This window comes from Corynebacterium sp. c7Ub_26, from assembly GCF_053760365.1.
In genome coordinates this window covers 1-24,849 of the sequence record NZ_JBSNBL010000005.1, presented here as the reverse complement: position 1 = coordinate 24,849, position 24,849 = coordinate 1, and the positions used below count along the sequence as shown (strand labels likewise).

Genomic DNA, 24,849 nt, shown 5'->3' with positions numbered 1-24,849 from the left:
GCCGTGCGGAGGTCATATGGTCACCACTCCGGATGGCGGTGCCGATTTTGCGTCGGTTAGCAATGCTCCACACACCCACGTGTCGCTCGTTACCAAAAGTGCGGTTGTTCTTTTAGGAATGACCGCACTTCTCAATCTCTATTCGACGCAGCCGATCCTGGGTGAGATCGCCGCGTGGGCGCATATTCCGACCACCAATGCAGCGTGGACGATTAGTACGACGACGGCAGGCGTCGCCATAACAGCTCCTTTTGCGGGAATGTTGTCCGATCGGATTGGCCGTCGGCGGGTAATCCTGGCCGCAGTGACCGCGATGGTGGTCCTGACCGTGGCGGCGTTGACGTCGTGGTCCTATCCGGCCCTTTTGGCGTTCCGTTGTGCCCAGGGAATGTGTTGCCCGTTCGTCTTCGCCGTCGTCGTGGCGTATATCGGGGAGGAATTTGAACCCCCGACGGCCTCCACCCTGAACGCTCTGTATGTCGCTGGTACCGCATTGGGTGGTTTTTCGGGTCGGATGGTCGCTGCCGTGCTCTCCGATTGGGCTGGCGGTTGGCGTTTATCGTTCCTGGGCAATGCGGTTATCTTGGCCCTGACACTGGCTGTGACATACTGGGGTCTCTCGCCGGAGCGGCACTTCATCCGAACTGCGGACCGTGGCGTCGGCGGGTTCTTTGCTAACGCTGGCCGGCTCTTACGCAAACCACGCATTGTCATGACAGTTTTGGTGGGCTTCGCCTTGCTGTTCCAACAGGTTGCGTCATTCACGTTTGCATCCCTGGCATTGGCGCACCCACCGTTCAGCCTCTCTACCAGCGCCATTGGCCTGATTTTTGTCGTATTCCTCATCCCGACGGTGACGACGCCGCGTTTCGGCGCGCTGATGGACAAGTGGGGTCCGCGCCGGGCGTTTCTTGCGTCCCAAAGCGTGAGCGTCGTCGGTCTCGTCCTCACCCTCTTTCCGACGATTCCTACGGTGATCTTTGGTCTCGCGTTGTCCTGCGTCGGTGTATTCGCTGGTCAGGAGGTTGGAACGCTGATGGTAGGGAGGTTAGCCGCGGGTGCGCGGTCGACCGGCGTCGGCTTGTATCTGACGGGCTATTACGTCGGCGGTGCGATCGGCGGGGTAGCACCAATTTCGTTTTATTCGACGGCAGGGTGGAGTGCCGTCGTCGCGGTTGTCCTCGGTGTTGTGCTGTGTGCGACAGCGATGGGTTGGCGGGCATGGCGTCCACTTGAATCGCACACCACCTAATCCCCAAGCACCCGCGCCCCACGACCCCACGACCCCAAATAAGCAGGCTTGTTAAGTAATTGTGGCAACGCTTGGTTCGTCACACACAATTAATGCAGTTAGCCTACCCCCGCATGGTTACACCTACTGTTAATGCATTCACCAATTGTTTAGGCTCGATGTAGTTAGCGCAATCTCGTGTGCTTCACCCGCCTGCCGTGGGATTTTGTTGTGACGACATCGGTGGCAGGTTAGCGAGCCTTGCGCGTGTCTATATTTACGTCCTGCGAATAGGAGTCCCCGTGGTTCAGCGTCAGTTCCCGAATCCTAAAGAAATTAGGGAATATCTGCACTTTAAAAAACCCGAGCTGAATTTGAAGAAGCGTCGTTTGGAAAACGCTTTGACGATTTATGACTTGCGGAAGATTGCGAAGCGCCGCACTCCAGCATCGGCGTTCGATTACACTGATGGTGCTGCAGAAGGGGAGATTTCTATAGCCCGTGCCCGCAAGGCATTCGAGGACGTGGAATTCCACCCGTCCATCCTCAAAGATGCTTCCGAAATCGATATGAGCACCTCGATTCTCGGCGGTCCATCCTCCCTGCCATTCGGTATCGCTCCAACGGGGTTCACCCGCCTCATGCAGACCGAAGGGGAGGTCGCGGGCGCAGGTGCAGCTGGTGCAGCGGGCATTCCATTCTGCTTGTCGACGCTGGGCACCACCTCGATTGAAGACGTGAAGGCCACGAACCCCACGGGGCGCAACTGGTTCCAGTTGTACGTGATGCGTAAGCGCGAAATCTCCTATGGTTTGGTTGAACGCGCAGCACAAGCCGGGTTCGATACCTTGTTCTTTACCGTCGATACACCGGTGGCTGGCAACCGTATGCGCGATGTTCGTCACGGTTTTTCTATTCCGCCTCAGTTGACGGTGAAGACCGTTGTCGACGCCATCCCGCGCCCCTGGTGGTGGATTGACTTCTTAACGACGGCTCCGCTGGAGTTCGCGTCCTTGAGTTCGACCGGGGGCACAGTGGGCGAACTGCTCAATAATGCCATGGACCCCACGATTAGCTTCGATGACCTGAAGACGATTCGTGAGATGTGGCCCGGAAAGCTCGCCGTGAAGGGTGTCCAGAACCTTGAGGACTCCAAAAAGCTTGCCGACCTTGGTGTCGACGCCATTGTGTTGTCGAACCACGGTGGACGCCAGCTCGACCGCGCTCCGGTGCCATTCTTGCTTCTCCCCGAGGTGGCCCGCGAAGTCGGCAAGGACGTGGAGATCATGGTGGACACCGGCATCATGAACGGTGCCGATATCGTCTCCGCGTTGGCCTTGGGCGCGGACTTCACCTTGATCGGACGTGCTTATCTGTACGGGTTGATGGCCGGCGGTCGCGCCGGTGTGGACCGGACCATCGAAATTTTACGGTCGCAGATCGAACGGACCATGAAGCTGCTGCAGGTCACGAGCATTGAGGAGCTAGGTCCACAGCACGTCACGCAGCTCACTCGTTTCAATCGGGTGGATTCGTCACGCGACGATGCAACTGTGTAACTCGCAGCGGGAGGGCTAGGTCTCACACACTTCCTCTAAAAATGTGAGAACTAGCCTCCAGCGTCGCCACGGGTGCGGTTGGTCGCGCCGGGCGCCTGGCTGCCAGTGAATATGATTGACGCCACGGTGAACCCTTTGCGTCTTTAGGTTCCCATTTGGGGGTAAAAATAGGGACCTGTCTGACGTCTACATGCGGTTTCCCGTGTTTTTAGTTGTCGCATCATCACGAATTTTGTCCCGTTTAGGGTGATCGTAGAAGATGTGACTAATACGTCGGTTTCACCACGTATGTGTTGTACATCACTATTTTCTGCTGGTGTGTGAGAAGCAGTCTGGGTGATGCGTAGTTTGTCCCTCGGCATCCCCCAGTGATGCCCCTGAAAAGTGAGAATAACCGGTGTCATGAGTTCCACCTATCAGCCTGATTTGGCTCCGCTGGCAGATAATTTATTTATCTCCGCGTTGGTAGCTTTCCTCCCCTTGGCCACAATCTTTGTCACACTCGGAGTACTGCGGTGGAAGGCCCATTGGGCTGGCCTCACCGCCCTGGCCGTCTCCTTCGTCATTGCAATTACAGCCTATGGAATGCCAGCCCACCTTGCGGGCCTGGCGGCCACCCAGGGTGCGGTCTTCGGCATCTTCCCGATCATGTGGATCGTCATCGCCGCGATCTGGTTCTATGAGATCACTGTTCGCTCGGGCCGCTTCCAGGACTTACGAGCCCTCATCGATCGACTTTCCGACGATCCCCGCGTGCAGGCAATTCTTATCGCGTTCTGCTTCGGTGGCATGTTGGAAGCGCTGGCCGGATTCGGTGCGCCGCTGGCCATCACCGGCGTCATGCTCCTGACCATCGGTTTTTCCCGCATGCGCGCTGCGGTGTCGGTCATGGTGGCCAATACCGCTTGGTGCTGTGGCAACGCCGATCATCACCGCTGGTGCGCTGTCGGGTATTGATTACCAGCACATTGGTGCCATCGTCGGCCGACAGACCCCTATTTTGTCGGTCTTTATCCCACTCTTCTTGTGCATTTTGGTGGACGGAAAGCGTGGTTTGAAAGAGTGCTGGCCGATCGCTTTCGTCATTGGCCTCGTGTTCTCCCTCACCAAGTTCGTGTTCTCTAACTACATCTCGGTGGAACTAACTGACATTGCGGCAGCTCTGATGGGTGTCGCTGCCACCGTGATCATGTTGCGTGTGTGGAAGCCGAAGGGAACAGAAGAAGCCCGCGAGCGATTGTTTGTAGAACGACTAAAGGAGGACCAGGAAGCTGGTACTCAAGACATCGCAGGTGCAGAGACGGTTGCGCAGGAAACAGAAGAGCGTGAGCTCACCGCCGGCCGGACGTTCATGGCGCTCTTCCCGTACCTCCTCGTTCTCGTCGTCTTCTCTTTGGCCGAGTTATGCGACCCGGTGAAACACTTCCTGAAGAGCACAGACGTCACGATTCACTGGCCAGGTTCGGACGGCCACATTCTGACCGCAGACGGCAAGGTATCGGGGGCAACCATCTTTGAATTTACTTGGCTATCGTCACCAGGAACACTGCTGATTATCTCAGGGTTCATTGTTGCCGCTGTGTATCGGGTCTCTTTAAAGGTATTAGGGCAGGCCTATTGGGAGAATTTGGTAAAGATGAAATTCTCCATTTTGACTGTTGCGTCCGTGGTCGCTTTGGCATACGTCATGAACCAGTCGGGTCAGACAATCACGATGGGTACATGGATCGCTGGCGTAGGTGCGGCATTTGCGTTCTTTGCCCCGATTCTCGGTTGGTTGGGTACCGCGGTGACTGGTTCCGACACTAGTGCGAACGCATTGTTCTCGACGCTACAGCAAACAGCTGCTGTGAAAGCGAATGTCGATCCTGCTCTCATGGTTGCGTCGAATACGTCCGGTGGTGTCGTCGGTAAGCTGGTCAGCCCCCAGAACCTCACCATTGTGGCGACGGCGGTCGGCTTGGTTGGACGTGAGTCCGAGATTCTCCGGAAGGTGGTTCTCTGGAGCGTCGGACTTCTGATCGCCCTATGTATCATTAATGGTTTGCAGGCAACCGTATTGAGCTGGATGATTCCGTAATCTCAGATTTTGGCGGTGTAAGACTCGACTATCTCAGATTCGGCGGTTGGGAAATCCATAAGGGAGTGGGGCCCGCCCAGCCGTCGAAATCATTTAAACGCAATAGTCGGGGTCATCACTGTCAATCAGTTCTCCGGCATGCGCGCCGATCATTAACGTATAGATTTGCTGAACATGGATTAAAACACCCGCCTTGGGTGGGGCGTAACCGTGAGCCTCTGCATAAGCAAGGCACGCGTCCCACACTGGCCCGGTGCGGTGGATTTCCGCAGGCCCGATAAACCTGTACCCATCGAGTTCGGCCCAGTCCACCACTGCGACGGCGGCCAGTGAGCCCTCGCGCAAATTTTCATAATGCTGACGCCCGGTGTTCTCGTTATACACCAAGGTATGGTCGTCCCACACGCGTAACGAGCGTTTCGGCCCGAGATTAGGTCGAAGGGTCTCAGCGTCAGTCACCGTCGCCAAAAACGGAAGTTGCTGGCTGATCATTTCTTTCATTGGATCTGTCAGTGTTGCCATCATGCGCCCTTTCTTTAGAAAACTCTCACACCCTTGGTAGGGGCTTGCTGACGAAACCCCCACGCTGAAGGGCTGCAAGTGCTGAAGTTGCTCCTTATGCGCTAGTCCGCGCGGGAGGAGTTACTGAGGCTGTTATTTCATCATGATGAATGATATAGTTCAACCTATTGAATAATGAAGGGATGAACGAGCCCTCATGAGATCTATCCGCCTCCACGTGGGAGAACTATGCCGAGTCCATCTAGTGTCTCTGGGACGCACCTTGTCTACTTTTCGTCTGCCTCGGGAAACACCGCACGTTTCGTGGACAAACTCCACCTACCTGCGGCCCGAATCCCGATGAAATTGAAAGCTCCCGAGCTCCATGTGTCGGAACCATATGTGCTTATCACCCCAACTTATGGGGGAGGGGACATCGCTCGGGCGGTTCCACGTCAGGTCATTCGCTTTCTCAACGATGAAGAGAACCGACGCCTATTACGCGGAGTAATAACCAGTGGGAACACCAACTTTGGGGCGGCTTTTTGTTGTGCCGGCCCCGTGATTGCCTCGAAATGCCAGGTCCCAGAGCTCTACAGATTCGAGTTATTAGGGACGAGCCGTGACGTTGAAAAAGTTCGGAGTGGATTGATGAATTTTTGGAAACACGTGGAAGAAAAAGAAACCCTTTAGAGAGGAAAATGGTTTGTCCTATATCAATGATTCGATAACCCCGGCTGAATGGCCCAAATATGCTGAAAAACCATTGAGGCCTGTGAATTGGAATCGCTTACAAGATCCGAAGGACTTGGAAGTGTGGCAGCGGTTGACGGGGAATTTCTGGCTTCCTGAAAAAGTGCCTCTGTCCAATGATATTTCCAGTTGGAATTCGCTACCTGAAGATCTGCGCCAACTTACCGTGAGGATATTCACTGGGTTGACGTTGCTTGACACTGTTCAGGCGACGGTGGGTGAAGTGAGTCAGATACCGGATGGCAGAACCGAGCATGAGCAGGCGGTATATACCAATATCTCGTTCATGCAGTCCGTACATGCTAGGAGCTATAGCAGTGTTTTTAGTACGTTGTGTAGTACTCCGGAGATCACGGAAGCCTATGGGTGGGCAATGCGCAACACTGTCCTCCAACAGCGTGCAACTAAGGTGATGAAGCACTACTATGGCGGGGATCCTTTGAAGCGGAAGGTAGCGGCCACACTGTTGAGTTCACTGCTCTTATACGCCGGGTTTTATTTGCCATTGTGGTTGAGTTGTCGAGCTAAACTGATGAATACCGCTGACATGATTCGTCTTATCCTTCGTGACAAAGCTGTACACGGTTATTATTCGGGCTATAAATTTCAGCGGGGACTCGATGCTCACCCAGAGAGGAAAAATGAGCTCCAAGAGTTTACGTATTCTCTGGTGGATCAACTTTTGAGTTTGGAGAAAACCTACTCCGGTGAGTTGTATGGCGATATCGCTGTGCCCGATGATTCTCGCAAGAGTGCAGAATCCTCTTTCACCTCGCGTCCGAACTTTACGGGCGTTATGGCTTTTGTCTATTACAACGCGGACAAAGCTCTCATGAATCTCGGCTATCCAGCCCTGTACGAGGATGAAGCTGAGCGGACGGAACCGGATATCTTGGCGGCTCTCGCGCCTGAGGCATCAGAAACGCACGATTTCTTCAGCGGTTCCGGGGCCTCCTATGTGATCGGGAAAACCGAAGCGACAGAGGAATCTGACTGGGATTTTTAGCAGATGCGTAGGGCGGTATTGGGCAGCTGCCCAGCCTGTAGGGCTTTAAACCAGGATGCGAATCTGTGCGTCAAGCGAGCTAGTGGTCGTTTCGAGATTTGATCAACGGATGTATAGCGCACATGATCACTAGACCCAGAGCTGGATACATCAGTAGCGCTGGAGCAAAGATCTCTGGCGAGTCTTGTTGCTGATTCATGACTGACTGACAAAAGAGCGCTACAAATAGACCCACAATACCTAGCACTGATTTAACGTGTGCCGAAGTCTTCTTAAAGATGCCGGCAAAGATAGCGCCGAAAATAGCGCCCAGACCCCCGACAAAGAGCATGTCTAAGAAGGCAGAAGATGCAGTCGTAGCGTTATCTGTGCCGATGATTTCACCCACTACAAAAGCCACAATAATCATGAGACTTCCGACCACGCCTACGCCCAGAATTCGTTTTGTCGCTGAACTCACGAATTAAACTCCTGTCCTTTGGTTGGGGAAAATAGCTTCCCTTGCCGCCACACCTGTGTGAGTGCATTAGCCTGGTAGGCGCCCATTACTCAAGCCGTAAATATGCCACGACGGAACCTGGGCTCCTCCTACATAGGGAAACGAATATCGAAAGTGTTAAGAACACTGAACATAGTTCATCATGTTCAATTGCAGATGTCTATAGACTCAGAAAAGTTACCCTTATAGGGGTAGATAGTAGGACGACGTGTGCGTGAGTAGTAGGAGATGCTTTTCGGAAGTTTCGGCTGTGTTCTTTAGGCCGAGCCACTTAGCGTCGGCTTTTAATCATCGTTGATGACATCAGTGTCTTTAGCTGCATACACCAACTGCCTGAGGATCCCCGTGAGACTGCTAGGTAGTGCAATTTCAGCAACGACCTACATATCGTCCGCCGCGCATATATGTCGGTAAGAAAAGGAATCCCCGCCGTGGTGGCGGGGATTGGCGGGGCGCGTGGTTACCAGACGGGTCGCCAAAAGTTGATCATTTTTCTCCACAGGGGAGGCTGCTGGTATTCGTTCGTGGCTTTCGTGGGTACGGGCAGGTTGGCGCGTTTATAGGCCGTCCGTGATGGGATTATTCCCATCTTTTCGCAACCTCTGATTGCTTTTTTGAGGTTGCGTATATTGCGGGCTTGCGGTGTTTCGTCAGTCCACGTTGTTGTCATCATTCCCACCATCCTTTTCCCCAATAATATTGGGTTCATTATCATCCATCTCGTAGAACTGTGCAATCAAACTCTGTTCTGATGACCTGGCTAGCGGGCTTTCTGATAAGCAGTCTAATTGAATTTCCGCCGCTCTTCGGCACTGTTCGGTAGCTTTATCGTTGTCTACGGTCTCTACCGCCCAGGTGAATCGTCTCCACCATTCGCTGCGGTTGTCACTGTTTGTCTTTTGTTGCAGCGTCAAGATAACAGCAATCAGGCCGCCACCGGCAATGATCAGTTGCACCAGTCGAAGCCACGCTTCTGTATCCATGCCGTTTACCCCCTGTCTACTCCGTGAGTGTTGTTCGACATGGAGTACTGACGCGTTTGTAGAGCGGTGGTTCCCGGAGTGGCCACACCAAGCCCGCGGTGAACGTCTACACCTTGGTGTACTGCGGCAAGTCGTCGAGATCCGTCGTCCCCAACTTTCCGCTGTTCTCATCCGGGTGCTTGGTTAAGTGAATTGCAGCAATGATCAACAATCCCCACACCAGGGCCAAGTAGAGGATCATGACGATGATAGTGACAGTATCCATGGCTAGGCCTCCTTCAGACCAGAGACTTCGAGCCGACGCTCACGGTCGCGAATAGATTCATAGGGATTATCTAGATGCTGGCCGAAGGGTGCTCCCTTCCCGGTCAGCGGCACTCCATAATCACTGACCGGTGGGCCGTCGAGAATCGTTCCGCGTGGCCACGGAACCCGCGACATCAGGAGGGCGCCACCGTAGAAGAGCACAGCCAACCCCCAGCCGAAGATGGCTACCTTGACCGTCGGATAGCCTTCGTATCCATCGCGAACCAGCGTGATGATCTCCAACACAAACGTCGTCCCCAGTACCAGCGGGGTGAGCACCAAGAGACAGAAATCCCACCAGCGGCCAAGCTGCAGGCTACTGATCTGGTTGACGTGCTCCCGTAGCTCAGGCAGACGGCGAAGCACCCAGCCGATGACAATGATCGCCACTACGGCGATGACAACAATACCGATGACATTCACGAACTTATCGACAATGTCCAGGGTGGCAAGCCCCGTGGAGACGGGGAAAAATATGAGCGATGGTACGGCGCAGGCCATACAGACATAGATGGCAGCGCGACGTCGGGAAAGTCCGAATTTTTCCTGCACTGAGGACAAAACGACTTCCACGATGGTGACCAGTGACGTAAAGCCCGCGATAAAGAGAGAACCGAAGAAGAGGACGCCGAAGATCGGACCGCCGGTCATGTTATTGATGATCGTCGGGAAGGCGATAAATGCCAGGCCGATGCCGTTAGTGGCAACGTCGGCGACGGCCACATGCTGGGTGACAGCCATAAAACCCAAAGTTGCGAACACGCCGATGCCGGCGAGCACCTCGAAGGCGCTATTGGATAGGCCGACGACGGCTCCCAGGCCCGAAAGGTTTGCTCGTTTCTGCAGGTAGGAAGCCTGGGTCATCATGATGCCAAAGGCGATCGCCAGGGAATAGAAGATCTGACCATAGGCGGCAATCCAGACTTGGGGATCAAGCAGAGCGCCCCACTGCGGGGTAAAGAAGGCCTCGAGCCCCTCAGCAGCACCCGGCAAAAACAGTGCACGAATGACCAGAATGATGAACATGATGATGAGCAGCGGGACGAAGATCGAGGAGAGCAACCCGGTGCCTTTACGAACCCCCAGTACCATGACCGCGGTGATCGCTGCCCATACCAGGGCTAGCACGATCGCGATCGGCCACACCACATTCGTACTGGTCAGGCTTGTGGTGTCAGCGTGCAGGAAGTCCCCGGTAAAGAACTTCTCCGGGTCCTGTTCCCATGCCAGTTTCAACGAAAACCAGGTGTACATGGCCGCCCAAGCGAGGATCACGCAATAGTAGAAGGCGATGATGTAGGTGATGCCGGTTTGCACCCACCCGATGGCCTCGGTTTTCCGGGAAATACGACGCCACACGAGCGGTGCGGAACCACGAAAGCGGTGGCCGAGGACGTAATCGAGAATCAGGACCGGCACCCCTGCGGTCAGCAGGGCGATGACGTAGGGGAAGAGGAAGGCTCCTCCGCCGTTGTCGTAGGAAATGTAGGGGAATCGCCAGATGTTGCCGAGCCCGATGGCGGAACCGATGGCGGCGAAGATAAACATGGACCGGCCGCCGAAGGTAGCTCGTTTCGCTGGCTTGTTTGCTGGGGAGTTAGCAGCAGAGGCGGGTTCGTCCCCGCTGGATACGGATGTCTTCTGGGGCATGGGTTGCTCCGTGATGTTCGTGCCTGGCCCTCGGGGTTTCCAGTGGTCGCAGGCGAGGGTTTTCGATTTTTCTTTCCGACGCCAACTGGGCCGGTGAAACCTGGGTGTAGGCCGCGGCCCTTTGTTAGCGGGTCTGAATAGCAAAAATCCCCGGTGCGGTTGTTTTCCGCAGGCCGGGGGAGCGTCTGGTAAAGGGTAGCCAGACGCTCAGTTAATAATTCGGTTGAAGGTTACTTGTGCGCTCACGGGTACAGAGCATACCGCATGGTCTAGAAGAGGGTCAGGTGAGGTGCCTACCTCACCTCACAAGGCTAAATGGTCACCAAGTCGCAGTACCATTCATTTTCTGCGACGAAACCCACGCCGACGAGCAGACACACTTGTGTCGTTTAACCCGAATCCGCCCTGACCTGTGATACGACAAAATCCCTGGCCACCGAAGCGTAACCAGGGATTTCCTGTGGAGCGTACGAGAATCGAACTCGTGACCTCTTGCTTGCAAAGCAAGTGCTCTACCAATTGAGCTAACGCCCCCTGTGGTTTTCACCACCCGAACCCCACCGAAGTGGTTTTCGTGGTGGGCCTAGGAGGACTTGAACCTCCGACCCCTTCGTTATCAGCGAAGTGCTCTAACCGCCTGAGCTATAGGCCCATGAACCGTGCAGAACTTTACCCAGGAAAATGGGGTTTACCAAATCTGCAGGTCACAGTGGAAATAGATCGAATAAAAGTCTGCCCGCCCGATTGATGTAATGGCCCGAGTGACCGCATACGGGCCCCGAATCACACGGCCCCGCGATCGCACGGACCGCGGATCGTTAGTCCCGTACCACCATTCTCACTCCACCAACAGCGCCCATCCGAGCCAATCCGTTGTAAATAGCTGCGGCAACAACGCCCAACAGCGTGCCGATGATGGCTTCAAAAACAGCGAGCGCAATGATCGCAATAATCACCATGCTTGTTGGAACTGAGGTGTCTGCGACGTCGTTAAGGGCGTCGTTCATGTTTCCCCAAGCTCCCATTCCCGCTAGGAGACCGAATATGAGGAGGGCAGCGAGTATCCACACAAGCCCAATGATCGCGCTGACCGCCCCCGAGATCCGGGCAGCTCGGTGGAGATCAATATGGCTCACCTCCACGACGCGCTCACCCTGAGGCGCGCCGTGCGCGCTGGGGGAGCTAGGGGAACTGGACGCCGGACCAGCCGCGTCGTCGGCAAGGTTGCCCGTCGAGCGCCGCGTGCCCAGATCCTGATCAGACTGGTTGGCCTGGTTTCCCTCGGGCGTCAGCCCGTGTGGTCCCGGCCCTGTCATTACTTCCCATCCTTAGCGTCGGAGGAGCCGTCACCGTCGGAACCGTCAGCATTGGGGTCGTTCGGGTCCGGTTCGGCCGGATCGGTGGGGGCGTTCCCCTTCTCCGCAGTCTTCGCCGCGTGCTCCTCGCCTTCGTCCTCGACGTTGCGGTCGATGGCGAGCAGCTCAGAACCCTTGTCCAGGTGGACCAACCGCACGCCCATCGTCTGCCGCGAGCTGGGCCGGATGTCCTTCACGTTGGACCGGACGACGGAACCATCGGTAGTAATGCAGAAGATTTCGTCATCTTGGTCGACGACGAGTGCGCCGATCAGCTTGCCGCGCTTCTTGTTGTACTTGAACGTGGCGACGCCGAGTCCGCCGCGGCCCTTCGTCGGGTATTCTTCCATCTTCGTGCGCTTGGCGTAGCCGCCGGAGGTGGCAACCATGAGGTAGGAGTCCTCACGGACGACGGTCAGCGCCAGCAGCGCGTCCTCGCCGCGGAAACGCATGCCCTTGACGCCAGCGGTGGCGCGACCCATCGGGCGCAGCGTGTCGTCGTCGGCAGTAAAGCGCATAGCCTGGCCTTCTTCGGAAACCAGCAGGAGGTCGTCGTCGGCGGAGCAGAGTTGTGCGCCGATCAGCGAGTCGCCCTCGTTGAGGTTGATGGCGATCAATCCACCGGACCGCGCCGAGTCATAATCGGTGAGCTTCGACTTCTTCACGCGGCCTTGCTTAGTGGCCAGGACCAGGTAGGGCGCATCTTCGTAGGTCTGCAGCTGGATGACCTGGGCAATGTGCTCGCCAGGCTGGAACTCCAGCAGGTTGGCGACGTGTTGCCCGCGTGCGGTTCGGGATGCCTCGGGCAACTCATAGGCCTTGAGGCGATACACGCGCCCGAAGTTGGTAAAGAACAAAATCCAATCGTGCGTCGAGGTGACGAAGAAGTGCCGGACGACGTCGTCCTGCTTGAGCTCAGCCCCGCGGACACCCTTCCCGCCGCGCTTCTGGTTGCGGTAGAGATCCACCTTGGTGCGCTTGGCATACCCTGTCGACGTAATGGTGGCGACGACATTCTCCCGCGCGATGAGGTCCTCTTCGGTGACATCCCCGGTAGCCGCGATGATCTGCGTGCGGCGGTCGTCACCGTAGTTGTTGACGATCTCCTCGAGCTCGTCCCGCACAATCTGCCGCTGGCGCTCCGGCCGGGCCAGGATGTCCTTGAGGTCGGCGATGGTGAGTTCGAGTTCCTTCAGCTCGTCGATAATCTTCTGCCGCTCCAGGGCCGCGAGTTGGCGCAGCCGCATCCGCAGAATGGCGTCGGCCTGGAGCTCGTCGATATCCAGGAGGTCCATCAATCCGGTTCGTGCGATCTCCGGGGTCTGGGATGAGCGAATCAGCGCGATGACCTCGTCGAGCATATCCAGCGCTTTGACCAATCCGCGCAGGATGTGGGCACGCTTCTCGGCCTCATCCAGGCGGTGCTGGGTGCGTCGGACGATGACGTCGATTTGGTGATCGACATACAGCCGCAGCAGCTGGTCCAGGCGCAGGGTGCGGGGGACGCCGTCGACAATAGACAGCATGTTGGCGCCGAAGCTGGTCTGCAGTTGGGAATGCTTGTAGAGGTTATTGAGCACAACGCGCGGCACGGCGTCGCGTTTCAGTGTGACGACGATGCGCATGCCGACGCGGTCGGAGGATTCGTCGTCGATCTTGGAGATGCCGGCGATCTTGCCGTCGCGCACTTGCTCAGCAATGCTGGAGACCAGGTTATCGGGGTTGACCTGGTACGGAAGCTCGGTGATGACGATGATGGTGCGCCCGCGCTCTTCCTCAATGGAGGTCACGCCGCGCATTTTGATGGAGCCGCGGCCGGTGGTGTAGGCGTCCTTAATACCTTTATCGCCGACGATGAGCCCGGCCGTGGGGAAGTCGGGGCCCTTCACGCGCTCCATGACGGCTTCGAGCGTGGTGGCCTCGTCCGCGTCGTAATGGTCGAGGCACCAGAAAATCGCCTGGGCCAGCTCGGTGAGGTTGTGCGGCGGAATATTCGTCGCCATACCGACGGCAATACCGCCGGAACCGTTCATCAGCAGGTTGGGAACACGCGACGGGAGAATCGTCGGCTCTAGTGTTTTGCCGTCATAGTTGGGTTCAAAGTCGACGGTGTTTTCGCGGATATCGCGAACCATCTCCATGGCCAACGGTGTGAGGCGGCACTCTGTATAACGCATGGCGGCGGGGCCGTCGTTGCCGCGTGAGCCGAAGTTACCCTGGCCATCGACCAGCGGATAGCGCATGGACCACGGCTGAGCCATGCGGACCAAGGTGTCATAAATGGCGCTATCGCCGTGGGGGTGGAAGTGGCCCATCGTGTCCGCGACGGGTCGTGCGGACTTGACGTAGCTGCGCTCTGGGCGATAGCCGTTGTCGTACATCGCGTAGATGATGCGGCGGTGGACGGGTTTCATGCCGTCGCGAACCTCGGGGAGAGCACGTCCAACGATGACGCTCATGGCGTAATCGATGTAGCTCGATTGCATTTCTTCTTGGATGTCGATCGGGCTGACGCGATCGAAAAGGTCATTGCCCCCGGTATTTCCGCTGTCATCACTCATGCGCTCTACCTTACCTCACAAGGCGGACATGGGAGCTGTGCCTCGGCGGGTTGTTCGGGGCTGATCTTTTCGACGGAGTGCTTCTGTGGGTTTACTGAGGCGCTTTATCGGGGACGTCGTCTAGTTGGTGGTATCGCGGTGGTATCACTTGACGGTGGATCAATGGTTGAATAGTGATTATGGCAATGACCCTACGGCTCACGGACGACCAAGACCGCGCCCTGACGCTGCTGGCAGAGATGACGGGCACTTCGAAGCACGAAGCTGCTGTGCGCGCAATCGTGTCAACGGCGGCACGAACGGTGGACAACGAAGAAGTGCGGGAGCTGGCCAGGTCACGAGTTCCCGAATATGCGGAACTAGTTAAGAAAGTTCGGGCTAAGAAGGTTCGACGATGACCGCGCCGGGAGTAGGCGGATCCCGTGGGGTGGATCATGAACTAAATGCTCGGGCCGGTTTTGGCTCCCGGCCACTGACTGCAGAACAACTCCTTATTATTATCGACGAATTTCGCGCGGCGGCTGGGCCCGGTGTGTACCTTGTGCGTCCGTGGGCGTGTGCGGCGATTGCCGCGGCCGGACAAGGGCGTATCGGTGGAATACCTACGCACCGAAGTGAAGCGGAGATGCTCGACGCCGTGGAAGAGGCGATTACGCGGCTGAAACCGTTGAACAAGGCCAACGGAAAACTAGCTGAGCTAGTGATCGACATTATGACTATGCGACGCTGATCGGATGGTGTCCTGGCTGCTGGCTGTGCGAGCCGCGGCTTTGTGACTCTCGTCCGTCATTTCCACGAGCGAACGAAGTAAGCCACGTAGCAGGCGATTGCGATAGCCGAGAATAGTGCTGCAGCGCCATTGCCTAAATGCGACTTACTGGTTAGATCAAATATCGCGATGATGACGGGAATCATGACTAGTAGCCCGTCCAAGGTGCCTACCTTAGCTCTACCTTTTGCGTTGGCGTGGAAGGTTATCCACGCTGTTAGCAGGACAATAGAGAGCACCACAAAACCGACTGAAGATATCTGCCCTTTGAGTGAGAGAAATGACACTACCGCTAGCAATAATGTGGGGAACACCCCGGCGAGAATTTCAACAGATGCGGGGGAAGTTGGTTTAGAGGAATTGCTGATTTCATTAGGTGCCATTCGTAGACCTTAGTTGTCGTAGTTATTTACGGGAGTTGCGAAGGTGCGCGCTCAGCGGAGGTACTCGGACCGCCATGACGGCACAATTACGCGTGGACGCTGCGACTATGCGACGCTGATGCGCTGGCTTCCCGCATCGCGGCCAATTTTCAGCCACACGGCGTACAACGCGCACGCAATGAAGAGCCCAATTCCGGCGGGCAGAATATATACGTCTAAAAATCCCATCGGACCCACAATGAAGTCGATAATGCCAACAACAGTCACGACGCCAGCTAATGCGATCCACACAGCTAAGTGCTGGACTTTAAAGAGCATGAGCACGAAGTGGTAAATCATCGCCGGTGCGAATGCTGCGAAAACGAATGCAGCTGCTCCGGGAGAGCGCGCTAAGAAAACAAAAGAGATAACAGTAATAATTGCTTCGATTAAGGGGAACTTGAAGAGAGGTTTGGACATGGTCGCGACCTTCCAGATTTATTCTCCGTCGCCGGATGTTCCTCGCCAAGTGTTCCGCCCTTGAAAACACTGAAAAACACTTCGGTTAGGTTTAAAATATACACGACAAACCCGTTACTCCGGGCTCGATTAGCCCCTGAATCCACCAAGAAAAGCCCTGGGCCAGCTGGAGCGTCGTCGTCGATAAGAAACGAGGACTACCCTGAGTCGTGGTAGAGTAGCAGCGTCTGCCGTTGGCCACACTCGGCCGAGCCACGCCCAATGGGGTCCATGCCCAATGGGATTTGCCCGACGGGATCTGAGGAGGTTTGTCGGGTGCTGTAGTTAAGGTGGAGCAACGGCAGGGTTTGATTCATTCCGTATAGGAGCACTGGTGCAGCCACTGAGACATTCCGACGCAGACGTTATTACTTCCTCGCGTCGCAGCGAGGCTCCCGATTATGCACGTGTGAATGAGAGTCAACGGTATAAACAACCTGCGGAAGGGCCTCATTACTCCGCCTTAGCGGACGAGGCCAGGGGGTTCGGCCGCGCTCACGCCAAGATCATTCTGTTTGGCGAGCACGCCGTTGTCTTCGGGGAGCCGGCCATCGCGTTCCCCATGCAGTGCCTGACTCTGCGCGCTACGGCCGAGCCGTGTGATGGGGAATTGTGGCTGACCGCCAACAATTACGACGGTCCTCTTGCCGACGCTCCCACGTTCCTGTCCCCAGTCGGCGCCACGATTAAAGCCTGCCTGGACCTGCTTGAATACCCGCAGTCGGGGATGCACATTTCGTGCCGAGGGAATGTCCCGCCGGCGCGCGGGCTCGGCTCCAGTGCAACGGCGTCGGCAGCGATGGTGGATTCCATCATCGATTTCAGTGGCAAAGACGTTGACTACCACAGCCGATATGAACTTGTGCAGATTGGGGAGCGGGTCGCTCACGGCAGCGCGAGCGGCCTCGACGCCCACACTGTGCTGAACACCCACCCTGTGCTGTTCCAGGGCGGACGCAGCGAACCCATCACCGTCAGCCTCGGGTCGCCGCTCGTTGTCGCCGATACCGGACAACCAGGCGATACGCTCTCGGCCGTCCGGGGTGTCGACGAATTACGGCGCACCCACAAGAAGCGTTTTACCCGGAATGTCGACGCCATCCGTCACCACACCGTCGAAGCGCGGATTGACCTCGCTCTCGACGACCGGGCCTCCCTGGGTGAGCGGATGAACGCCGTCCATGAACACCTCGCTGACCTGGGCGTTTCCAGTCCTGAGCTCGAAAACCTTATCTCGGCTGCGCGGAATGCGGGGGCGCTCGGTGCGAAGCTCACCGGTGGCGGCCGGGGTGGTTGCATCATCGCGCTATCTAAAGACGAAAACCACGCGATCGCGTTGTCCGACGTACTCCGCGCTGCGGGGGCACGTCGCACATGGGTCATGCACCCCTCGGAGTTTCAACGGTGACCGCCACACACCCCAGCATGGGCGATATCGGGCCGATCACGCCTCACACCGCGCGAGCCACCGCTCACCCCAACATCGCGCTGGTCAAGTACTGGGGTAAGCGCAACGCCGACTTAGTTCTACCCGCAACCGGTAGTTTGTCACTGACGCTTGATATCTATCCCACGGATACCGTCGTCAACCCAGATCCGAGTTTGACCAGCGATATTTTCACGCTCAATGGTGAGCCAGTGCCGGGGACGCCGACGAAGAGGGTTAGTGCGTTTCTTGATTTGGTGCGGAAGCGCAGCGTAGAACAGGGGTCTGGCCAGGAGAAACCTGAACTTCCGCACATGTACGCGCGGGTCAATTCCATTAACTCCGTGCCCACCGGGGCAGGGCTAGCATCGTCGGCATCGGGATTCGCCGCCCTCGCCACAGCTGCATCGAAAGCCTACGGACTCCCCGGCGACCCACGATCACTCTCGCGGCTAGCCCGCCGAGGCTCCGGGTCCGCTACACGATCCATCCTGGGCAACCTCGTCATCTGGCACCCAGGCGACGGTGACGACGAACACGCTGACCTCACCTCGTACGCGGAAAGCGTCCCCGGCCCCGACCTTGCCATGGTCATCTGCGTCGTCTCGGGCGCACAAAAAGTCGTGTCCTCCCGCGTCGCCATGGCCGATACCATTCGGACATCGCCCTTCTTCGGCGGGTGGGTGACCAGTACGCAGCGCGACCTCGTCTACATGCAACAAGCGCTGGCAGCGGGCGACTACACGCGCGTCGGAGAAATAACAGAATCCAACGCACTCCGCATGCACGCGGCGATCAACGGCAACCGGCCACCCGTCCGCTACCTAGCGCCAACGTCCGTCGCCATTTTCGACGCCATCGCGCAGCTGCGGAACGACGGGTTAGAGGTGTACGGTACCGCGGATGCCGGGCCGAATGTCGTTGCGCTCTGTCAGGCTAAGGACCTCGACGCCACCCACGCAGCCCTCCACGAACGGTTCCCCGACCTCGAGCTCATTCCTGCTCGCGCCGGGTCAGGCGCTCACCTGACGCCCGTCGGCGAGACCAGCGAAAATGAACAGAACAGCGCACACGAAGGGCAACCGGCACAGGCTCACGACGCAGCGAACCGTCAGGAGTAATAGCCGTGACACAGACCTCAGTCCACGCCTCGGCACCCGGAAAGCTGTACATCGCCGGAGAATACGCCGTCGTCCACCCCGGGCACGCCGCGCTACTCATCGCCGTCGACAGGTATGTGCACGTCACGCTCACGCCCACCGGCACCGAAGTCGGAACACTACGATCCGACGCGAGCGACCCCACGAAACCCGACGAAGCACCGGTCCGATGGGAAGCTAGCGCTGACCCGACGGCGGCCGCGCGGTTCCACACCGACGAGACCGGATTCCACAAATACGTTGCGGCCGCAGTCCTCACCGTCGAACGCTGGCGAGCAGAAAAACACCTTCCCACCAGCGGATACGATATCGACATCTCGAGCCACCTTGACGATGCCACCAGCGGCGCGAAATTCGGGCTCGGATCGTCGGCCGCGGTCACCGTCGCGACCGTCGCTGCCGCTGCCCGCCACCACGGGCTACAGCCCACGCGCGAGCAGATCTACCGACTCGCGGCCATCGCAACAGTGCGGGTTACGACAAAAACATCGGGAGGCGACGTCGCCGCCAGCGCACTCGGCGGATGGGTCGAATACCACTCACCGGACCGAACATGGTTGGAAGACCGCGCCTGGGGGGCGAGCTCCCGCACGACAACGATCAGCGACCTGCTGACAGGGGAGTGGCCAGGTTTATCACTCCGCCGGATCAGCCCCGCCGCGCCGGGAATCCAACTCAGCGTCGGTTGGACAGGGACCCCCGCCGACACCACCGAACTCGTCGGGCACGTCGTCAAGAAAACCGCACTACCCGACGACCTTCTTCAGCGAAGCGACGCAGCCGTCGATAATCTTGTTGAAGCGCTGACCAGCGACAACGGTGGGCGTGAAGCTGGTCCGGACGGCAGGGCAACGTCGGCAACTGGGAACGCCGTCGTACAAGCCCGTCAGGTGTTAGGCGAGATCGCAACGCAACGAGGGGTGGCCATCGAAACCCCGGCGCTGCGCACCTTGATCACCACTGCGCTCGACGAGGGGTGGTGGGCGAAATCGTCAGGAGCAGGAGGGGGCGACTGCGGAATCGCGCTCACCACGCCGGGCGTCGACGCACACGCACTCCACGAGCAATGGATGGCGGCAGGAATCCGCCCTCTGAACTTGCATGTTTCGCCCACGGGAGCGGACACCGCCCCAGATGACACACCAACGGAAGGAGATGGGAAATGAGTGGCAGCCGGAAGGACGACCACCTGGCCCTAGCCGCCAGGCAACAACGCGAGGCTCACGGCGAACCTCCACAGCCCACCGACGCCACAACCCCAGCTCCCGACAACGCTTCCTCCACATCCTCACCCCGCTCCGTCGGTAATGGCTCGACATATTGCGCGTGGGACGACGTCCGCATCCTCCATTACTCGCTGGCCGGAATAGACCCAGGTCAAGCCGATATTTCCACCACCGTCCAGACGGATCGCAGCGTTGGGGGAAATACGAACGCTGTTACAAACGCGGGCACCGGCGCGCACACAGTACAGGCGCTGCATTGGGGGCTACCGTTCTACATCAACGGCATGACCGGAGGATCCGAACTCACTGCAGGAGTCAACCGCGTCCTCGCCGAAACCGCGGCACGCACCGGAATTGTCGTCGCCACCGGCTCCATGTCCATCTTCCTGCGCGAACCCGACACCCTCCCCACATTCCGCATCCTCCGCGACCGCAACCCCCACGGCACCGTGTGGGCAAACCTCAGCGCCGACGCCACACCCGACGACGCCGCCCGAGTCGTCGACGCCCTCCAGGCCGACGCCCTCCAAATCCACGTCAACGCCGTGCAAGAAACCGTCATGCCGGAAGGCTCGCGCGGGTACGCCTCCTGGCCACGCAACATCGAAGCCATCGTTAACGCGCTCGAGGCCACCCACACGCCGGTCATCGTTAAAGAAGTCGGCTTTGGCATGACCCGGAACACACTCCAGCAGCTCCACGACCTGGGCGTATCCATCGCCGACGTCTCCGGCCGCGGAGGAACCAACTTCGCGCGAATCGAAAACGACCGCCGATCCGACCGCGATTTCTCCTACCTCACCGGGTTCGGACAATCCGCTGCATTCTCCCTGCTCGACGCGACCACTGCTGACCCCAACACGTTGCCCACGCTCTTCGCCTCAGGCGGAGTTCGACAACCCTACGACGTCCTACGAGGCCTCGCGCTCGGCGCCGACGCCGTGGGCGTCGCCGGAACATTCCTCCACACCGCGTTGAGCACCGGCGTGGGAGACGCCACCCGCTCGCCACAGGAGCGCGCCCAAGGAATCGACGCCGCCGTCGACGCCCTGACCAGCCAAATCAACCGGTGGGCCGAGCACCTCCAGGCGCTCTACGAAATGGTCGGCGCAACCAGCACGAGCGACCTGCACAACACCGATGCCCTCATCACCGGGCCCCTGGCGGAGTCGGCTCGCGCGCGAGGGATTGATCTCACCACCGTCGCCAACCGTCGTCGATAAAAAATAGTGATCGGCACGCATGTGTTAGCCAGGCTCCTCGCGGACAACAATTTAAAAACAATTCACGAATAAGGCCCCAAATAAGCACCTGACAACACATTTACGAATAAGAAAAGGAAACGTAATGAGCGACAATTTATATGCTCCTATCCCCATGTCATGGATCGGCCCCGTCCACATCTCAGGCAACGTTGTGTCGGGAGAGACAGCGGGATGGAACGCCGAGGACGACACGCAAACCCCGGAATCTGGCGCCAGCTACGAAGCCGTCTCCATTCCCATGGCGACCTACGAAACGCCACTCTGGCCATCCGTCGGCCGCGGGGCAAAAATATCGCGCTACGTCGAAGGCGGAATCCGCGCCACACTCGTCGATGAACGAATGACACGATCCGTGTACTTCGAAGCTCCCAACGCCGGAGTCGCCCTCCGCGTAGCCACCGAACTTGACCGACGCCGCGACGACATGCAGGCCGTCGTCGCCCAGGCCTCCCGGTATGCCAAGCTCATCGACCTGCACGTCCAATACGCCGGCAATCTCCTCTTCGTGCGATTCGAATTCACCACTGGCGACGCTTCCGGCCACAACATGGTCACTCTCGCCTCCGACAACCTCATGCCATGGATCCTCCAGCAGTACCCAGAACTACGCTACGGCTCCATCTCCGGAAACTACTGCTCTGACAAGAAAGCCACCGCAGTCAACGGCATCCTGGGCCGCGGGAAGAACGTTGTCACTGAAATGCTCATCCCGCGCAACGTCGTCAAGGAACGACTCAAAACCACGCCGGAACAGATCGCGGACCTCAATGTTCGGAAAAACCTGGTAGGCACCACCTTGGCCGGCGGGCTGCGCACCGCAAACGCACATTATGCCAATATGCTCCTGGCGTTTTACCTGGCAACCGGGCAAGACGCGGCCAACATCGTCGAGGGATCCCAAGGCATCACCCATGCCGAAGTGCGTGACGGAGACCTCTACTTCTCATGCAACCTCCCCAACCTCATTGTGGGTACAGTAGGGAACGGCAAAGGCCAGGGCTTGGAGGTTGTCGAAAATAACTTGCGACGCCTCGGATGCCGTGAAGACCGCCCAGCGGGTGATAACGCACGCCGACTTGCAGTACTGTGTGCGGCATCTGTTTTCTGCGGCGAACTATCACTGCTGGCCGCACAAACGAATCCGGGCGAACTGATGGCCGCCCACGTGAAAATTGAAAGGAAAGGCGAGTGAACGCACCCGTGAACACAGCTGTGAACCCCATTGGCATCCATGACATCACTTTCGCCACGGGACACCACAGCTTCGCCCTCGAAACCCTAGCCGACAAACACGGGATCGACGTGGGCAAGTTCCACAAAGGCATCGGCCAAGAAGTCATGAGCCAGCCCGCTGCCGACGAAGACATCGTCACCATGGCAGCCACCGCCGCCAAGCGGATCATCGACCGCAACGGAACCGACGGAATCCGCACCCTTCTCTTCGCCACCGAATCCGGCGTTGACCAGTCCAAATCCGCTGGCGTGTACGTTCACGGGCTTCTCGGCCTCCCCGCCCAGGTGCGAACCATCGAAATGAAACAGGCGTGCTACTCCGGTGTCGGCGCGCTGCAAGTCGCGCTGGGTATCGTCGCCCGCAACCCACAGGAAAAAGTGCTGGTTGTTGCCTCCGACGTTGCGCGCTACGACCTCAACTCGGGTGGTGAGCCGACTCAAGGCGCGGCAGCGGCTGCGTTCCTGGTCCAGGTCAACCCCGGCATCCTGGCCGTCGAGCCAGCATCCGGCGTCTACACCTACGATGTGCAGGACTTTTGGCGGCCCAACGACCGGCACACCGCCCTGGTGGACGGAAAGCTCTCCATCGACGCCTACCTCAACGCCGTTCGCGGAGCTTACGACGACTTCATCGATCACGGTGGGGCTGACTTCGCCGCGATCGACCGCTTCTGCTACCACCAGCCGTTTACGAAAATGGCGGTGAAAGCGCACATGGCGTTGCGCGAGCATGTGGGTCTATCAGCGGATAAAGCCGAAACCGCCGCCGAGCTCGAGACCACCATGCATTACAACCGCATGATCGGTAACTCCTACACGGCATCCGTGTTCCTGGCATTAATGTCGCTGCTCGAGACCGAATCTGGCGACCTCGCCGGAAAACGCGTCGGCGTCCTGTCCTACGGGTCCGGTGCGGTTGCAGAATTCTTCACCGGCACCATTGTCGACGGATACCAAAAGTTGCTCCATGCCGATGAGCACAAGAAGGCGCTGGATTCACGCGAGCCGCTCACCTACGACGCTTACCGCGATCTTCATCCCGGGACACGCGTCGCCGACATTACGGATTACGACACACCGGAGGTCACCGATGCGCCATTCCGTTTCGCCGGCGTGAAAGACCACTCGCGGATTTACCAGCGTCGCTAGGAAGTGCGAACCGGCGTACCAGCGTCGTTAGTAATGGTGGTGGAATTCAAACGGCTGGCGACCCACGTCGTCAACCACAATCCGATCAAAATGAGACCGTAGGTCAGGATGAAACTGGCGACCGTGTCAGTCGCCCAGTGGGCACCGATGATCACGCGGCTGGCAGCCATGAGAATTCCCCACACCGTTCCGACCCACAGCGCAATCCGCCAGGCTTTGCCACCGAGCGGGCGCAACACGATAGCCAGGGCTGCAAGGGTGGTGCCCTCTTGAGTGTGGCCCGACGGGAACGAGCGGTGCCCATTAGGCAAATTGATGTGATACCACGGCTGATAGGGGCCTTTTCCAGCATCAACCTCATAGGGGCGGAACCGACCCCACAGGCTCTTCATCCCGTCGTTCACCCCGTGCCCAGCCCACACAATCGCGAGCATAATGACAGCCGAGATCGCGATCAGGCGCAAAGTCTCAGCCGACAAATTCCGAACCAGCAGCCACGCCACCATCGAAATGATGATCAGAAGGACAATATCCATAAACATGGCGGGGGCAAACTGGGACCAGGTCATCGTGTCCGAATCATCATTATTGGCGACGCCGATCGGGGTGCCGGCCGCAAGGTTCGCGCTCCACGACCGACGATACGACTCAGCCTGCTCTGACCAGCCAAGGACCGACAGGAAACTCGCCCATGTGAGCAAAATGCTGCCCAGCCCCCGCGCGATCCCCGGAAGAGAGGAACGGAGGAGGCATCCCGCGAGGACCTGCATAGCCAGCGCACTCAGCACCGCCGGAGGGAACTCGCCATAAGACTGGAACACCGTGCCGAACACGCTGTCATGGTTGATGACGGCATCGCTGACCTGCTTGTCAGTGAACGTAAAGATAATCAGTAAGACAGTAGCCACTCCGAGTAACGCGGTGACCGCCGTGGTATTGACGCCACCCCCGTCGTGTTGACGACGTGGGGTCGTGCCCGGGTTGTGGCCTGGCGCGGGAGTAGCGCGAGCCGGATCCGGCTGCGATTCCGATGTCCAGGCCTGGCTGTCGTCGGCCTGGTGAGTGGGGAGACTAGGTGCTTGTGCCATACGTATGGTGTACCAAGCTTCTTTAACGTCCCACTGACGTAAACATGAACACTAAGTGAAGCTCAGGGGAAACAATGGGGGGCGGTGGTGTGCCGCACCGCCTTTTGTCGCATAACCCCAGGAAGAACTCAATTCCTGGGGTGTGACGCACCGACGCACGGAAGAAGG

At 58.1% G+C, this 24,849-nt stretch carries 22 protein-coding genes, 2 tRNA genes and 1 pseudogene; 13 read left to right on the top strand and 12 right to left on the bottom strand.

What is annotated here, in order from left to right; translation table 11 throughout:
- The first annotated feature begins 16 nt into the window (after positions 1 to 16).
- The 3 genes and pseudogenes from ACWORE_RS08970 to ACWORE_RS08960 all read left to right on the top strand — a co-directional run bounded on the left by ACWORE_RS08970 (position 17) and on the right by ACWORE_RS08960 (position 4,870).
- Positions 17 to 1,252 (top strand): MFS transporter, encoded by a 1,236-nt coding sequence (locus tag ACWORE_RS08970; protein ID WP_455303587.1) that lies wholly within the window; start codon positions 17 to 19, stop codon positions 1,250 to 1,252.
- 281 nt (positions 1,253 to 1,533) lie between these two features.
- On the top strand, positions 1,534 to 2,790 hold the full coding sequence (locus ACWORE_RS08965; protein ID WP_455303586.1) for an alpha-hydroxy acid oxidase: 1,257 nt from the start codon (positions 1,534 to 1,536) through the stop codon (positions 2,788 to 2,790).
- 402 nt (positions 2,791 to 3,192) lie between these two features.
- Positions 3,193 to 4,870, top strand: a pseudogene (locus ACWORE_RS08960) (L-lactate permease).
- 93 nt (positions 4,871 to 4,963) lie between these two features.
- On the opposite strand, the gene ACWORE_RS08955 reads toward ACWORE_RS08960, so the two are convergent.
- Positions 4,964 to 5,392 (bottom strand): pyridoxamine 5'-phosphate oxidase family protein, encoded by a 429-nt coding sequence (locus tag ACWORE_RS08955; RefSeq protein ID WP_406606133.1) that lies wholly within the window; start codon positions 5,390 to 5,392, stop codon positions 4,964 to 4,966.
- A 228-nt stretch (positions 5,393 to 5,620) separates the two neighbouring features.
- Between ACWORE_RS08955 and nrdI the strand changes: the two genes are divergently transcribed.
- Both nrdI and nrdF read left to right on the top strand, forming a co-directional pair.
- Positions 5,621 to 6,064, top strand: a complete 444-nt coding sequence (gene nrdI, locus ACWORE_RS08950) for a class Ib ribonucleoside-diphosphate reductase assembly flavoprotein NrdI (protein WP_406605234.1) — start codon at positions 5,621 to 5,623, stop codon at positions 6,062 to 6,064.
- Between the two features lie 13 nt (positions 6,065 to 6,077).
- Positions 6,078 to 7,130 carry a class 1b ribonucleoside-diphosphate reductase subunit beta gene (gene nrdF, locus ACWORE_RS08945; RefSeq protein ID WP_296138692.1) on the top strand — a complete coding sequence of 351 codons (1,053 nt, stop codon included), beginning with the start codon at positions 6,078 to 6,080 and terminating at the stop codon, positions 7,128 to 7,130.
- Between the two features lie 79 nt (positions 7,131 to 7,209).
- On the opposite strand, the gene ACWORE_RS08940 is transcribed toward nrdF, so the two are convergent.
- From ACWORE_RS08940 to gyrA, 8 genes are all read right to left on the bottom strand, one after another.
- Positions 7,210 to 7,590: a hypothetical protein gene (locus tag ACWORE_RS08940; protein WP_455303585.1), complete on the bottom strand. Its 381-nt coding sequence runs from the start codon at positions 7,588 to 7,590 to the stop codon at positions 7,210 to 7,212.
- 689 nt (positions 7,591 to 8,279) lie between these two features.
- On the bottom strand, positions 8,280 to 8,612 hold the full coding sequence (locus tag ACWORE_RS08935) for a hypothetical protein (protein ID WP_296138687.1): 333 nt from the start codon (positions 8,610 to 8,612) through the stop codon (positions 8,280 to 8,282).
- Positions 8,613 to 8,718: 106 nt separating this feature from the next.
- On the bottom strand, positions 8,719 to 8,877 hold the full coding sequence (locus tag ACWORE_RS08930) for a methionine/alanine import family NSS transporter small subunit (protein ID WP_296138684.1): 159 nt from the start codon (positions 8,875 to 8,877) through the stop codon (positions 8,719 to 8,721).
- 2 nt (positions 8,878 to 8,879) lie between these two features.
- Entirely contained in the window at positions 8,880 to 10,568 is a 1,689-nt protein-coding gene (locus ACWORE_RS08925) for a sodium-dependent transporter (protein WP_455303584.1), read from the bottom strand.
- Between the two features lie 461 nt (positions 10,569 to 11,029).
- Positions 11,030 to 11,102, bottom strand: a tRNA-Ala gene (locus tag ACWORE_RS08920).
- Positions 11,103 to 11,143: 41 nt separating this feature from the next.
- Positions 11,144 to 11,220, bottom strand: a tRNA-Ile gene (locus ACWORE_RS08915).
- A gap of 166 nt (positions 11,221 to 11,386) precedes the next feature.
- The gene (locus ACWORE_RS08910; RefSeq protein ID WP_455303583.1) at positions 11,387 to 11,884 is read right to left on the bottom strand and encodes a DUF3566 domain-containing protein; all 498 of its coding nucleotides are present in this window, start codon (positions 11,882 to 11,884) and stop codon (positions 11,387 to 11,389) included.
- On the bottom strand, positions 11,884 to 14,484 hold the full coding sequence (gyrA, locus tag ACWORE_RS08905) for a DNA gyrase subunit A (protein ID WP_455303582.1): 2,601 nt from the start codon (positions 14,482 to 14,484) through the stop codon (positions 11,884 to 11,886). The genes ACWORE_RS08910 and gyrA overlap by 1 nt, the downstream gene beginning before the upstream one ends.
- 179 nt (positions 14,485 to 14,663) lie before the next feature.
- On the opposite strand from gyrA, the gene ACWORE_RS08900 reads away from it, so the two are divergent.
- Together ACWORE_RS08900 and ACWORE_RS08895 are read left to right on the top strand one after the other, a co-directional pair.
- Complete coding sequence (locus ACWORE_RS08900; protein WP_296138675.1) at positions 14,664 to 14,882, top strand: CopG family transcriptional regulator; 219 nt, start codon at positions 14,664 to 14,666, stop codon at positions 14,880 to 14,882.
- The gene (locus tag ACWORE_RS08895) at positions 14,879 to 15,214 is read left to right on the top strand and encodes a hypothetical protein (RefSeq protein ID WP_455303581.1); all 336 of its coding nucleotides are present in this window, start codon (positions 14,879 to 14,881) and stop codon (positions 15,212 to 15,214) included. The genes ACWORE_RS08900 and ACWORE_RS08895 overlap by 4 nt, the downstream gene beginning before the upstream one ends.
- 56 nt (positions 15,215 to 15,270) lie before the next feature.
- On the opposite strand, the gene ACWORE_RS08890 is transcribed toward ACWORE_RS08895, so the two are convergent.
- Positions 15,271 to 15,636, bottom strand: a complete 366-nt coding sequence (locus ACWORE_RS08890; protein ID WP_455303580.1) for a hypothetical protein — start codon at positions 15,634 to 15,636, stop codon at positions 15,271 to 15,273.
- Positions 15,637 to 15,741: 105 nt separating this feature from the next.
- Positions 15,742 to 16,095 carry a hypothetical protein gene (locus ACWORE_RS08885; RefSeq protein WP_296138670.1) on the bottom strand — a complete coding sequence of 118 codons (354 nt, stop codon included), beginning with the start codon at positions 16,093 to 16,095 and terminating at the stop codon, positions 15,742 to 15,744.
- Between the two features lie 373 nt (positions 16,096 to 16,468).
- Here ACWORE_RS08885 and mvk point away from each other — a divergent pair, with 373 nt between their 5' ends.
- From mvk to ACWORE_RS08855, 6 genes are all read left to right on the top strand, one after another.
- Complete coding sequence (gene mvk, locus ACWORE_RS08880; RefSeq protein WP_455303579.1) at positions 16,469 to 17,542, top strand: mevalonate kinase; 1,074 nt, start codon at positions 16,469 to 16,471, stop codon at positions 17,540 to 17,542.
- The gene (gene mvaD, locus ACWORE_RS08875) at positions 17,539 to 18,681 is read left to right on the top strand and encodes a diphosphomevalonate decarboxylase (RefSeq protein WP_455303578.1); all 1,143 of its coding nucleotides are present in this window, start codon (positions 17,539 to 17,541) and stop codon (positions 18,679 to 18,681) included. The genes mvk and mvaD overlap by 4 nt, the downstream gene beginning before the upstream one ends.
- A 5-nt stretch (positions 18,682 to 18,686) precedes the next feature.
- Complete coding sequence (locus ACWORE_RS08870) at positions 18,687 to 19,886, top strand: phosphomevalonate kinase (RefSeq protein WP_455303577.1); 1,200 nt, start codon at positions 18,687 to 18,689, stop codon at positions 19,884 to 19,886.
- Entirely contained in the window at positions 19,883 to 21,169 is a 1,287-nt protein-coding gene (locus ACWORE_RS08865; RefSeq protein ID WP_406605223.1) for an alpha-hydroxy-acid oxidizing protein, read from the top strand. Before ACWORE_RS08870 ends, ACWORE_RS08865 begins: the two co-directional genes overlap by 4 nt.
- A 124-nt stretch (positions 21,170 to 21,293) precedes the next feature.
- Positions 21,294 to 22,403, top strand: coding sequence for a hydroxymethylglutaryl-CoA reductase (locus ACWORE_RS08860; RefSeq protein ID WP_406605222.1), 1,110 nt, complete (start codon positions 21,294 to 21,296; stop codon positions 22,401 to 22,403).
- Positions 22,400 to 23,593, top strand: a complete 1,194-nt coding sequence (locus tag ACWORE_RS08855; RefSeq protein ID WP_455303576.1) for a hydroxymethylglutaryl-CoA synthase — start codon at positions 22,400 to 22,402, stop codon at positions 23,591 to 23,593. The genes ACWORE_RS08860 and ACWORE_RS08855 overlap by 4 nt, the downstream gene beginning before the upstream one ends.
- Here ACWORE_RS08855 and ACWORE_RS08850 read toward each other — a convergent pair.
- Positions 23,590 to 24,681, bottom strand: a complete 1,092-nt coding sequence (locus tag ACWORE_RS08850) for a phosphatase PAP2 family protein (RefSeq protein ID WP_296138651.1) — start codon at positions 24,679 to 24,681, stop codon at positions 23,590 to 23,592. The two genes, ACWORE_RS08855 and ACWORE_RS08850, sit on opposite strands and share 4 nt — an antisense overlap.
- Positions 24,682 to 24,849: the final 168 nt, after the last annotated feature.